This window comes from Romboutsia hominis, assembly GCF_900002575.1.
Lineage (GTDB): Bacteria > Bacillota > Clostridia > Peptostreptococcales > Peptostreptococcaceae > Romboutsia_C > Romboutsia_C hominis.
The window spans coordinates 102,270-116,134 of the sequence record NZ_LN650648.1 but is presented as its reverse complement, the minus strand read 5'-3'; the positions used below and the strand labels follow the sequence as shown (position 1 = coordinate 116,134).

The 13,865-nt window shown below is 30.7% G+C and carries 11 protein-coding genes; 5 read left to right on the top strand and 6 right to left on the bottom strand.

Features of this window, described 5'->3' with window-relative positions:
• Nucleotides 1–4: 4 nt before the first annotated feature.
• From rapZ to FRIFI_RS00510, 4 genes are all read right to left on the bottom strand, one after another.
• On the bottom strand, nt 5–862 hold the full coding sequence (gene rapZ, locus FRIFI_RS00525; protein WP_092922327.1) for an RNase adapter RapZ: 858 nt from the start codon (nt 860–862) through the stop codon (nt 5–7).
• Between the two features lie 21 nt (nt 863–883).
• Entirely contained in the window at nt 884–1,597 is a 714-nt protein-coding gene (locus tag FRIFI_RS00520; RefSeq protein WP_166504689.1) for a PHP domain-containing protein, read from the bottom strand.
• A gap of 3 nt (nt 1,598–1,600) precedes the next feature.
• On the bottom strand, nt 1,601–2,524 hold the full coding sequence (murB, locus tag FRIFI_RS00515; protein WP_092922322.1) for a UDP-N-acetylmuramate dehydrogenase: 924 nt from the start codon (nt 2,522–2,524) through the stop codon (nt 1,601–1,603).
• 186 nt (nt 2,525–2,710) lie between these two features.
• Nucleotides 2,711–3,499, bottom strand: a complete 789-nt coding sequence (locus FRIFI_RS00510; protein ID WP_092922319.1) for a formate/nitrite transporter family protein — start codon at nt 3,497–3,499, stop codon at nt 2,711–2,713.
• Between the two features lie 303 nt (nt 3,500–3,802).
• On the opposite strand from FRIFI_RS00510, the gene FRIFI_RS00505 reads away from it, so the two are divergent.
• From FRIFI_RS00505 to FRIFI_RS00485, 5 genes are all read left to right on the top strand, one after another.
• Nucleotides 3,803–4,669: a formate/nitrite transporter family protein gene (locus FRIFI_RS00505; protein ID WP_092922317.1), complete on the top strand. Its 867-nt coding sequence runs from the start codon at nt 3,803–3,805 to the stop codon at nt 4,667–4,669.
• A 201-nt stretch (nt 4,670–4,870) separates the two neighbouring features.
• A complete protein-coding gene (gene cls, locus FRIFI_RS00500) occupies nt 4,871–6,355 on the top strand; it encodes a cardiolipin synthase (RefSeq protein ID WP_330405545.1) in 1,485 nt (494 codons plus the stop codon).
• A 379-nt stretch (nt 6,356–6,734) separates the two neighbouring features.
• Nucleotides 6,735–7,232, top strand: a complete 498-nt coding sequence (locus FRIFI_RS00495) for an NADH-quinone oxidoreductase subunit NuoE family protein (protein ID WP_092922311.1) — start codon at nt 6,735–6,737, stop codon at nt 7,230–7,232.
• A gap of 12 nt (nt 7,233–7,244) precedes the next feature.
• Nucleotides 7,245–9,125, top strand: a complete 1,881-nt coding sequence (locus tag FRIFI_RS00490) for an NADH-quinone oxidoreductase subunit NuoF (protein ID WP_092922308.1) — start codon at nt 7,245–7,247, stop codon at nt 9,123–9,125.
• Nucleotides 9,126–9,150: 25 nt separating this feature from the next.
• On the top strand, nt 9,151–10,944 hold the full coding sequence (locus FRIFI_RS00485; protein ID WP_166504688.1) for an NADH-dependent [FeFe] hydrogenase, group A6: 1,794 nt from the start codon (nt 9,151–9,153) through the stop codon (nt 10,942–10,944).
• 156 nt (nt 10,945–11,100) lie between these two features.
• On the opposite strand, the gene hprK is transcribed toward FRIFI_RS00485, so the two are convergent.
• Complete coding sequence (gene hprK, locus FRIFI_RS00480) at nt 11,101–12,036, bottom strand: HPr(Ser) kinase/phosphatase (protein WP_092922302.1); 936 nt, start codon at nt 12,034–12,036, stop codon at nt 11,101–11,103.
• Nucleotides 12,037–12,040: 4 nt separating this feature from the next.
• On the bottom strand, nt 12,041–13,852 hold the full coding sequence (gene uvrC / locus FRIFI_RS00475; protein ID WP_092922299.1) for an excinuclease ABC subunit UvrC: 1,812 nt from the start codon (nt 13,850–13,852) through the stop codon (nt 12,041–12,043).
• Nucleotides 13,853–13,865: the final 13 nt, after the last annotated feature.

The window sequence follows — 13,865 nt, the reverse complement described above, 5'->3', positions numbered from 1 at the left end:
CAGATTATCTAATCATAGAGTCTCTGTGTTTCTTTACGACCCTATATCCTTTTTTCATCAGCTCATCATATATAAGATTCGCTATAGTTACAGATCTATGTCTACCTCCAGTACAACCTATACCAATAACTAAATGTTGCTTTCCTTCTTCTATATACTGTGGTACTAAAAATTGTATCATATCATTTAATTTGTAAAAAAATTCTTGACTTATCTTAGAATTCATAACATAATCTCTTACATCTTGTTCGTCACCTGTTTTAGGTCTTAATTCTTCTAGATAGTATGGATTTGGCAAGAATCTTACATCAAATACTAAATCACAATCTGCTGGTATACCATGTTTAAATCCAAATGATAATACAGATATAGTTAATTTATTATTTTCTTCTCCTTGAGAGTATATCTTGCTTATCTCTTCCTTTAAATCCTTAGGCTTCATATTAGTCGTATCTATAATAGAATCAGATACTTCTTTTAAGGGTTCCATTATCTCTCTTTCCATTTTTATACCTTCTGTTAAAGATACGTTCATAGAAAGAGGATGATTTCTTCTTGTCATTTTATATCTATTTAATAATACTCTATCTGAACAATCTAAATATAACATTTCATATTTATAGTTTTCTTTTTTTAAATACTCTAAACTCTCATGAAGTTCCTTGAAAAATCTTCTTCCTCTAATATCTATACCTAAAGCAACTTTATCAATACTTGAATTTGGTTGATAACATAACTCTGCAAATTTTGTTATTAAAGCAGGTGGTAAGTTATCTACACAATAAAATCCCATATCTTCTAAAGCTCTCATAGTTTCACTTTTTCCTGACCCAGAAAGTCCAGTAACTATTACAAATTTCATCTAACTTACCCCCTTAAATTTTTATACTCTTATATTTTCAACAAATAATAAATCTAATTTAGCTTCTTTAATAGTCTTCATAGCTTTGTCAAAATTTCCTACGTTATTAGGTATGTGTGCATCAGATCCTATTATAAATGTATTTCCTAAATGTTTTATTTTTTTTAGCTGTTCTACATTTAAATATCCATGACTACTATTAATTTCAAGTCTTGTATTAGTCTCTTTTGCCACCTTAGCTATTTCCTCTATATACACATCTCCTTTATCTCCAGGATGCGTTATAATAAAAATATCATTGTTTCTCATAGCATTTATTATGCCTTGAGTATTATACTCTTTTGCCTTTTCATTTTTTATAATGTAATTATTAAAATGATTCATCATACTTTTTAATGATGTTGGAGCTGATCCAAAATGATACCCTGCCATTACGTAATCGAAAAAATGTATAATATTTTCATTTATATCTATGTTACCATTTTTATCTAGTATATTACATTCCATTCCTAAAAGGATATCTATATTAGGGTATTTTTGGTTCAATTTATCAATTTCTTCTCTCATTTTTTGTATATCTTTTAGTTTAACACCATATGTCATATGTCTATATCCATGGTCTGATATTCCGATTTTTTTTATACCCTTAGACATAGCCACTTTAACATTCTCTTCTATTGTACCTTTTCCATGACTATATATAGTGTGTGTATGATAATCTGCTAATATTTGCATATTTTAGTCCTCTCCAAGTATCTTAACCTCTTCTTCAAGTAAAACATTGAACTTAGCATTAACAGTACTTTTTACTACATACATTAAATCCAATAAATCTTTAGCTTTAGCATTGCCTATATTAACAACAAATCCACTGTGCTTTTCAGAAACTTGTGCTCCACCTAATGTAAGACCTTTTAATCCACAGTCCTCTATTAATTTACCTGCAAAGTGTCCTTCTGGTCTTTTAAAAGTACTTCCCGCACTTGGTAAACTTAAAGGTTGCTTTGTAACTCTTCTTTGAGTAAAGTCTTTCATTGTTTCTTTTATTTCTTCATAGTTTCCTTTTTCTAATTCTATTACTGCTGATAATACTATATAGTTTGTTCTAGTTAAAATACTTTTTCTATATTCAAATTCCATTTGTTCATTTGTAAACTCAAATATATTACCATCTGTATCCATAAGTCTTACAGATTTAACTATATCCTTCATTTCTCCGCCATAAGCACCTGCATTCATAGCTAATGCCCCACCTAATGTACCTGGTATTCCAGCCGCAAATTCAAAGCCTTTTAACTCTTCCCTCATTACAGCTTTCCCAACTACAGAAAGCATTGCTCCTGATTTAATTTTTACAGTAGTTCCTTCTATTTCGAAGTCATTGAAATTATTTGATATTTCAATAACAACTCCTCTTATTCCACCATCTTTAACTAATAAGTTTGAACCATTTCCTATTACAATATATGGAACGTTTTCTTCCTTTAATAGTTTTATAATATCTCTTATCTGTTCTTCTGTATTTGGCTTTACTAATATATCGGCAGGTCCACCAACTCTAAATGATATGTGTTTTTTCATCGGCTCATCTACCATTATATTTCCTTTATTTTCTTCGCCTAATATATCTAATAAACTGTTATATATAAATTCCTTATTCATATATCTATATTTCCTCCTAGTTTATACTAATTATACATATTTATATACTTATTTATATTCATTTACTTGTATTTTATTAATTTCATCTATCTTATATATAATAATGTATTAAAAAAAAAATAACAATATATAAAGGTCTAAAGTAAATTAAAAAAGCGTTGATATAGCTATATCAACGCAATGTTCCTAATTAGTATTTTTTGATGTTGTTTTTTTAAGGTAACATCTATGATATGCAAAGGGAATAATTATAGCCCCTCCTACAATATTTCCTAATGTTACAAAAACTAGATTTATTAGTAATCCTACTATACTAACTTGTGCACCTAATAACATTCCCATAGGTATGAAGAACATATTCGCAATACTATGTTCAAATCCACATAATACAAATAGCATTATTGGGAACCAACATGAAAATATTTTTGATGCTATATCTTGAGAAGCTGTAGCCATCCATACTGCTAAAACAACTAAAATATTACACATTATAGCTCTTAAGAACATCTGCAAAATATCAAGATTTGCTTTAGATTCTGCTATAGCTATTGCTTTAGTAGCTGCATCACCAGATAATGTACCTGAATAAAATACAATTAAAGCTAGAACTACAGATCCTACAAAGTTTGCCAAATATACAAAGCTCCAATTCCTAAACATTTGACCTATAGTTATTTTCTTTTCTAAAATTGCTAAGGTCATTAAATTGTTTCCTGTAAAAAGTTCTGCTCCGCATATTACAACTAACATAAGTCCAACAGGGAACACCATCGCTCCAACAAATCTACCTAGCCCTGGGTCTATATTAGATATAGTTTGACCGAATAGTATGTTTCCTAATCCTCCAAAGCCTATAAAAATACCTGCAAGCATACCTAACCTAATACATGAGCTAGTAGATAAGTTAGCTTTATTTATACCTACATTTACAGTAGCATTTGCTACTTCCCTGGGTGTTAAGAATCTTTTGTCCATAAATCCACCCCCTATTTTTATATAAGCACTTAAAAAGATTATAGCACCATCATAGTTAATTTATCTACAAATACAAACCATGTATACTAAATATATATTTTTAAACATAGTTACTCACATTATAAAAGACGTTTTTGTAGATTAATTTCACATTTTATTAAGTTGAATGTTTTATGTATACAAAGTTAAATTTTTATTGTATAATTACTACTGTTGTGTTTTTCGACAGAAAAATTAAAATTTCATAACAAGTTTGAAATTTATTATTTAATAATATTTATATATTTTAGAGGAGGACTTTATATGTCAGATAAGAAAATGCTTATGCCAGCTGAAATAGCAGAGTACACTATCAACACTGGTATAAAAAAGGCTACTACGCCAACTAAAAAAGTTTTAGCTTCTGCATTCTTAGCTGGTGCTTACATAGCATTCGGTGCTTTAGGATCAGTTGCAGCTGCTTACAACTTATTAGCAAACCCTGCTACTTACGGATTAGGTAAAATGGTAGCTGGACTTATGTTCCCTGCTGGACTTATATTTGTTTTAATAGCTGGTGCGGACTTATTCACAGGAAATATACTTGTAGCTTTAGCAGCTTTCAAGAAAAAAGTTACTTGGGGACAAGCTTTCAAGAACTGGGCTTTAGTTTGGATAGGTAACTTATTAGGTGCAGTATTAGTTGCATGGATGGTTAGTATGTCTGGTGTATTCGATTGGAGTAACGGACTATATGGTGGTGTTGTTGTTAAAAATGCTATCGGTAAATTAGGTTTCCCTTGGATATCTGCTATGATATCAGGTATATTATGTAACTGGATAGTTTGTGTTACTGTATGGATGAGCTACGGAGCTAAGGATATATCTGGTAAAGTTTTAACTGGATTCATCGGTATATTCTTATTTGTTTGTGCTGGATTTGAGCATAGTGTTGCTAACATGGGATACTTATTCGCAGGTTTATTCGCTAAAGGAAATACTGCATTCTTAGAAGCAGCTCACAAAACTGCCGCTGATGCAGCTGCTATAAACGTACCAAGCATATTCATGAATAACTTAATACCAGTTACAATAGGTAACATATTAGGAGGGGCAATATTCGTTGCTGGTATATACTTCTTCTTATATGCTAATAAAGAAGAATCTTCAGAAGCTAAGAAAGCAGCTTAATTAATATAAATATTCAAGAGATTATACTATAATCACAGTATAATCTCTTTTTTTATTATTAAGACATTCTGTTAGCTAATCCTTATTTTCTCGACATACTTTTGTGTTTTCGTTAAATTTATACCTTATTTATTGACTATGTACTATAAATAGTATTAAAATATATATTTATTCGTACTTATTCTAGAAGGGGGTTTTGTGATGAACTTATCTTTTGTTAAAGATTCAGCCTATGAAATGTTTGTGACACTAATCTATATATTAAACTTTTCTGCAGTTATACATCTTATATTTAGAGAAAAAAGAGATACTCAAACTACAATGGCATGGATTCTTATACTTTTAACCATTCCTGCTGTAGGCTTTGTATTGTATATTACTTTTGGACATGGAATCTCTAAAGATAATATGTTTAAGATTAAAGAAGAAGAAGATAGAATTTTAAAAGATAATATAGTTAACACTCACGCTAAGTTAGAATGTGATAACAGTCTAGATCCTAGCTTATTAGCTAATAAGGATATTATTTATGCTCTAGCTAATTCTAACTATGCACATTATTCAACTAATAACTCTGTTGATATATATGAAAAACCTAAGGAATTTTTTGATTCTCTATTAGATGAATTAAAAAAGGCTAAGGAATATATAAATATACAGTTTTATATATTTAAAGATGATGACATCGGAAATAAAGTAATAGATATTCTATTAGAAAAATTAGATGAGGGTGTAGAAGTAAGGCTTCTATATGATGCTGTAGGAAGTAGACTCTTCTCAGATAAATCTATAGCTAAGTTAAAAAAAGCAGGAGTTAAAGTTGGTTGCTTCTTCCCTTCTTTTATGAAAATAGTAAACTTCAACCTAAACTATAGAAATCATCGTAAAATCGTTGTTATAGATGGTAATGTTGGTTTCGTTGGTGGGAATAATGTTGGTGATGAATATTTAGGTAAAGACCCTAAATTTGGTTACTGGAGAGATACTCACCTTAAACTTACAGGAGAATGTGTAAGAGATTTAAATATTAGATTTATGCTTGATTGGAGATTTACAACTCAGGAAAATTTAGATATGGATAAGTATTTCATTCAAAAAAATACTATGGTTCCAACTGAAACTTCTTGTGACAATGTTGGTGTTCAAATTGTATCTAGTGGTCCTGATATAACAGAATTAGATGAAATAAAATATGGGTATATGAAAATGATTCAGGGAGCTAAGAAGTATCTTTATATACAAAGCCCTTATTTTATCTTAGATAAAACTTTAGTAGATATACTAAGGGTAGCATGTCTATCTGGTGTTGATGTTAGAATAATGATACCATCTAAACCTGACCACCCATTTGTATATTGGGCATCTTACTCTTATGCAGGTGAGCTATTAAAATTCGGTGCAAAACTGTATACTTATGACGAGAATGCATTTTTACATGCTAAGACCATAGTTATTGATGATACTATCTGTTCTATTGGTACAGCTAATATGGATATAAGAAGTTTCGAGTTAAACTTTGAGGTTAATGCATTTATGTACTCTCCTGAAGTTGCTAAGAAACAAAAGAAAATATTTGAAAATGACATTCTAAAATCTAAAGAAATTACCTTAGATATATATAATTCAAGATCAAATATAGTGAGAATAAAACAGTCTATTTCTAGACTTTTATCTCCTGTATTGTAATAAATAAAAGTATGTATTGAGTTTTAACTTGATGCATACTTTTATTCATCGTATATTTTTAGACAATTCAAAATATTCTTTCACTAATTCTTTAAATTTTAACTTTTTAACTATTTTATATATTATAATATAATTATCATTTAAACTATCACATCTTTACTAACATCGTAATACTCATCTAATTTTTCATCTTAGATTTACTGATTTAACATATTTCCAATGGGTATATCTTAATTTTAATTAACTTTTTAGCATAAAATAATATAAAATCTACTATTATAAGATAAGTATTATTTTATAAAGTTAATTTTTAATAAAACTCTTATTATACTTTAAAGTTTTATTAGTTTAAATTTTTTATACGATAAGGGGGATTTGTATGTGTGACTTTTATTCACGTAACAAGCATTTATTTGACCAATTAGACAACTTCATTGATTCTCTTGAAACTAGAAAGGGCGCTTTAATCCAAGTACTACACCATGCTCAAGGTATATTTGGCTTCTTGCCTAAAGAAGTACAACTTTATATAGCTAAAGCTTTAGATGTTGCTCCATCTAAAGTGTACGGTGTTGTTAGTTTCTATTCTTACTTTACCACTGAGCCAAGAGGTGAATATAAAATAAGTGTATGTTTAGGTACTGTTTGCTTCGTTAAAGGTGCAGATAAAATATTAGCACAATTTGAAAAAGAACTTGGTATAAAATCTGGAGAAACTACAAAGGATCTTAAATTCTCTCTTGAGGGATTAAGATGTGTTGGTGCATGTGGCCTTGCTCCGGTTGTTGTGGTAAATGGTAAAGTTTATGGACAAGTTAAGCCTGAAGATGTTACTAGTATCTTAGACAATTATAGAGAGACAGAAGTAAATTGCTAAGGGGGGAAATAAATGAGTAAGATAAAATCTTTTGAAGAATTAAAAAGCCTGGTTGCAAAGTATAAACCAGCCCTTGATATGAGAGAAAATCATTCTAAAGGGAACTTAACAAAAAGAGAATTATTAGTCTGTGGAGGTACTGGATGTACTTCTGCAGATAGTAATCTTATAATAGAAAATTTGAGAAATGAAATAAAAAATGCAGGTCTTGAAAGTCAAGCTGAAGTTCATCTTACAGGATGTTTTGGATTCTGTGCTAAGGGTCCAATAGTTAAGGTCTTCCCTGATAATGTTTTCTATGTTCAAGTAACTCCTGACGATGCTAAGGAGATAGTTGATACACATCTAGTTAAGCATGAAGTTGTTGAAAGATTATTATTTGAAGAACCTGCCCTTGGTCATAGAAAAGTTGAAAAACATGACGATATGTCCTTCTATAAAAAGCAATCTCGTGTTGCTCTTAGAAATTGTGGTCATATAAATCCTGAAAATATAAACGAATATCTAGGATGTCAAGGATACGTTGCACTTGGTAAATGTATAAATGAATTAACACCAGAACAAGTTATTGAGGAAATGAAAGCTTCTGGCCTTAGAGGTAGGGGTGGTGCCGGTTTCCCTACAGGAGTTAAATGGGAATCTACTGCTCAAACTCCTCCAGGTCAAAAATATGTTGTATGTAACGCCGATGAAGGTGATCCAGGTGCATTCATGGATAGATCTATACTTGAAGGTGACCCTCACAGCGTATTAGAAGCTATGGCTATATGTGGCTATGCTGTAGGTGCTGATACAGGTCACATATACATAAGGGCTGAGTACCCTCTTGCAATAGAAAGGTTAAAAGTTGCTATATCTCAAGCCCAAGAAATTGGTCTTCTTGGAGACAATATATTAGGTACAGATTTTAACTTTAATATAGACTTAAAGTATGGTGCTGGAGCATTCGTTTGCGGTGAAGGTACTGCTCTCATTAATTCAATAGAAGGTAAACGTGGAGAGCCTCGAATGAAGACTTATAGTTCTTCTAAGCGTGGTTTATGGGATAAACCAACTTGCTTAAACAACGTTGAAACTTTCGCTAATATCCCTGCAATAATAAATGAAGGGGCCGAATGGTTTACTAAGTACGGTACTGAAAATTCTCCAGGAACTAAAGTTTTCGCACTTGGTGGAAAAATAAATAACGTAGGTCTTGTTGAAGTTCCTATGGGCACTACTTTAAGAGAAATAGTATATGAAATAGGTGGCGGTATACCTAATGAAAGAGAGTTTAAAGCTGTTCAAACTGGAGGACCATCTGGTGGATGTATTGCATCTAACAACCTTGATACTCCTATAGATTTTAAATCATTAAGCTCTATAGGTTCTATGATGGGTTCAGGTGGTATGCTCGTTCTTGATGATTCCGATTGTATGGTAGATATATGTAAATTCTTCTTAGAATTTACTGTAGAAGAATCTTGTGGTAAATGTACTCCTTGCCGTATAGGTAATAAGAGATTACTTGAAATGCTTACAAAAATAACAGAAGGTAAAGGTACTTTACAAGATTTAGCTGATTTAAAAGAGTTGGCAACAACTATAAAGACTACTTCTTTATGTGGCCTTGGTAAATGTGCTCCTAACCCAGTTTTAAGTACACTTGATAACTTCTATGATGAGTATGTTGCTCACGTTGTAGATAAAAAATGTCCATCTGGAAAGTGTCAAGCACTTCTTGATTACATCATAACTGATGACTGTAAGGGATGTACTAAGTGTAGCAGAATATGCCCTGCTGGATGTATATCTGGTAAACCTAAAGAAAAACACGTAATAGATGTTTCTAAGTGCTTAAAGTGTGGTGCTTGTATGGATAATTGTAAATTTAATGCTATCATAAAACAATAAATTTAGCTTTATTGGGGGGATAAAAATGAGTTTAGTTAACTTAACTATAAATGGCAAGTCTGTTTCAGTTCCTAAAGGCAGTACTATTTTAGAAGCTGCAAAAGAAGTAAATGTTCAAATACCTAATCTTTGTCACCTAAAAATGAAAGAAATAAATATGATTAACCAATGCGCATCTTGCCGTGTATGTATGGTTAGTGCTGGAAGAGGTTTAGTTCCTGCTTGCGGTACTTTAGTTAAAGAAGGTATGGATGTTCAAACCAATACTAAAGAAGCTTTAAAGGCTCGTAAAAATGTTGTTGAATTATTATTATCAGACCATCCTCAAGATTGTTTAGTTTGTGAGAAAAATGGAAACTGCGAATTACAAAGTATAGCCGCTGATTTAGGTATAAGAAAAATCAGATATAAAGGCGAACAATCAACTTCTCCAAAAGACACTTCAACAGAATCAATAGTAAAAGACCATGACAAATGCATCTTATGTAGAAGATGTGAAACAATGTGTAATGATATACAAAGTGTAGGCGTTTTATCTGGCATAAATCGTGGATTTGGCACAGAAGTTAGCACCTTCTTCAATTCTTATTTATGTGAAACTGAATGTACTTTCTGTGGTCAATGTATAGCAGTATGTCCAACAGGAGCTTTAACAGAGGTAAATAATATACCTACTGTATGGAATGCCTTAAATCAAAAAGAAAAGACTGTAGCCGTTCAAGTTGCTCCTGCTGTAAGAGTTGCTTTAGGAGAAGAATTTGGATTAGAGCCAGGTACTATAACTACAGGAAAAATGGTATCTGCGTTAAAAGCTCTTGGCTTTAAATATGTATTTGATACTAACTTCTCTGCTGACCTTACTATATTAGAGGAAGCTTCTGAGTTCTTACACAGACTTAAAAAAGGTAAAAATCTTCCTATCTTAACAAGTTGTTGCCCTGCTTGGATAAACTTTGTTGAAAAAAACTATCCAGAATTTCTAAATCTTCCTTCAAGTTGTAAATCACCACAAGAAATGTTTGGAGCTATAGCTAAGAATTATTTTGCTCCTAAAGTTATAAATATAAAACCAAAAGATATGTATATTGTTTCAGTGATGCCTTGTGTAGCTAAGAAATATGAATGTTCTAGAACTGAATTAGGTCAAGAAGAGGTTCTCGATGTTGATGTTTCTATAACTACAAGAGAACTTGCTAAAATGATAAAAGAAGCAGGTATAGATTTCTTAACATTAGATGAAAAAGATTTTGATAACCCACTAGGTAAATCTTCTGGGGCTGCTGATATATTCGGTACTACTGGCGGTGTTTTAGAGGCTGCTCTTCGTACTGCTTATGAATGGGTAACTGATAAAGAACTTGCTGATGTAAACTTCACTCAAGTTAGAGGGATGGAAGGTATAAAGGAAGCTAGTATAGATATAGATGGTACTATTGTAAATGTATGTATAGCTAGTAGCCTTGGAAATGCTAGAAAAGTCATGGATGAAGTTAAAAACGGAAACTCTAAGTACCATATAATAGAGGTAATGGCTTGTCCTGGTGGATGTATTGCTGGTGCTGGTCAACCATATCATCATGGTGATTATGATGTTGTTAAGAAAAGGGCTTTAGGGTTATATAATATAGATAGAAATAAAAAACTTCGTAAATCTCATGAAAATCCTGCTATAGTAGCATTATATGATGAATTCTTAGGAGAACCTCATGGAAAAGTTGCTCATAAATTCCTTCATACTCACTATTTTGATAAGAGCTTAGTTTACAATGTAAATAATGGAGAATGCACTTGTATAAAAGAGTCTGATGCAACAGTTTAACCTAAATTAGTAAAATTTTAATATAAGTGAATTGAGCTAATTAAATAATATTGGTCAATTCACTTTTTATTTACATACTATAATATTTTACAAATAAAAAGTGTAGATAAGCTTATTATTTATTCCTACCTACACCATCTTTTTAAATATTTTTACTTAGCACTTCTTAGTATCTATAAGTTGAGATAATTTTTTAGTAAATTCTTGTGCTGCATCATATCCCATTCCCTTTTGCCTAAAGTTCATGGCTGCAACTTCTATTATCATAGCTGTATTTCTACCAGGTTTAACTGGTACAACTAACTTCTCGACACTTACTTCTAAAATTTCTTCAAATTCTTTGTCTAATCCTAATCTATCATAATATTTATCTTCATTCCAAGCCTCTAAGTGCACTACTAAATCAATAGTTTTACTATTTTTTACAGCGCCAGCACCATACAAGCTTCTCACATCTATTATACCAATCCCTCTTATTTCTAAAAAATGTCTAAGTAACTCTGGGGATTGCCCTAAAAGTACACTTTCATCTAATCTTCTTATTTCTACTGCATCATCGGCAACTAATCTATGACCTCTTTGAACTAATTCTAAAGCTGTTTCTGATTTACCAATGCTACTTTCTCCCTTTATTAATACTCCTATACCATATACATCCACTAATACACCATGCAATGTAGTATGAGGTGCCATTCTATCATCTAAATAATTTGATAATCTGTTTATAAATCTAGTTGTATTTCTCTTTGTGCTTAAAATTATTCTTCCATACTTCTTAGCATATTTTATGACATCAGAATTAACTTCCAATCCTCTTGTTACTATAAGTGCAGGAATTTCATAAGAAAATAATTTATCTAGTACATTTTCTCTTCTTTCTGCATCTAAATAACTAAAGTAATTATATTCTGCTCTTCCTATTATTTGAATTCTATCATAAGCAAAATGTTCAAAATATCCAGCATATTGTAATCCTGGCCTATTTACATCCTGAGAATATACATAGTACTCTTTATTATCAGGCATATATACTACTTCTAATTCTAAATCCTTTATAATTTCTTTGATTGAAACCTTATCGATGAAATTCATATTATTATCCCTTTCTGAAATAATTGTAAACATTCTCACAGGCTGCTCTATTCATTCCTTCCACTTCTAATAATTCTTCAATGTTAGCTTTTTTTATAGATTCTATATCTTTAAAGTGATTTAATAGAGCTTTTTTTCTTTTTTCCCCTATTCCTTGTATATCATCTAGAACTGATTTTGTCAAAGATTTATTTCTTAAACTTCTGTGATATGTTATAGCATAGTTATGAACTTCTTCTTGAATACTTGCGACAAATCTATACAAGTTAGATGTTTTATCTAGTTCAATCTCTTTTTCCTGGGAAATAAGTCCCTTTGTTCTATGTTTATCGTCTTTATACATTCCCCATAGAGGTATTTCTACATTATATCTTTCTAAAACTTTTTTTACTGCACTAACTTGTCCTTTTCCTCCATCTAAAAGAATTAAATCTGGTAAATCTCCATACTTCAATCTTCTTTCTACTATTTCTGCCATAGAATCAAAATCATTAGGACCTATAACTGTTTTTATTTTATATCTACGATATTCCTTTTTATCTTTTTTTCCATCAGTAAATACTACCATAGAACCAATAGAGTCTACACCTTGTATATTTGATATATCAAAGGACTCTATTCTTTTTGGTCTTTTGTCTAATCCTAATATATTTTTTAACTCATCTAAAGCTCCAATACTTTTTTCGTACTTTCTCTTGTTCATATCGGAAAATTTCTCAAGATATTCTACAGCATTTTTTCTTACCATTTCTACTAGATTTTTCTTTTCTCCTTTTTGAGGAACCCTTATAGTAACTTTTTGCCCTTTTTTAGCAGATAACCATTCTTCTAGTATAAAACTGTCTTCTATTTCATCTTCTATTATTAATTCCTTTGGTATATACTCTTGTTCCATGTAAAACTGCTTAACAAAGGATGATAATATAGATGCTCTCTCACTTTCCATAACCCCTTCTAATATAAAATGTTCTCTACCTACTATTTTACCATTTCTAATAAAGAATACTTGAACACAAGCTTCATCATGTGCTCTTGCCATTGCTATAACATCTTGATTTAAGTCTGATGTAGTGGCATCTATTTTTTGCTTTTGCATCATTTCTTCTAAACTTCTAATTTTATCTCTGTACATAGCTGCATCTTCAAAATTAAATTCCATAGCACATTTATTCATTTTCTCAGTCAGTATTTCAATTAATTTTTCTTCTTTACCTGATAAGAAAAGTATTATTTCTTCTATCATTTTATTGTAATCTTCCTTGCTTACATTTCCTGTACATGGGCCTACACACTTTTTTATATGCATATTTAAGCATGGTCTCATTTTGTTCTTTATAGCTTTATCTATATCTATATTACAAGTTCTTATTGGATAAGTATTTCTTATTATCTCTAATGTATCATTCACTGCTGTTGTATTAGTATATGGACCAAAATACCTTGCCTTATCCTTTAGTACTCTTCTAACTTTTAATACTCTAGGAAAATCTTCATTAGTTGTTACCTTAATATATGGGTATGTTTTATCATCCCTTAATAAAACATTATATTTAGGTCTATATTGCTTAATCAGATTACATTCTAATATAAGTGCTTCTAATTCTGAATCTGTAATAATATACTCAAATTTATATATATTTTTAACCATAGACTTTACTTTTGAAGGATGATTTTTAGATGATTGAAAATATTGTCTTACTCTATTTTTTAAGGATACAGCCTTTCCTACATATATAATATTATCAAACTTATCTTTCATTAAATATACACCAGGTTGTGCTGGAAGTTTCTTTAAATGATCCTGTATGTCAAACAATTTATTACCTCCA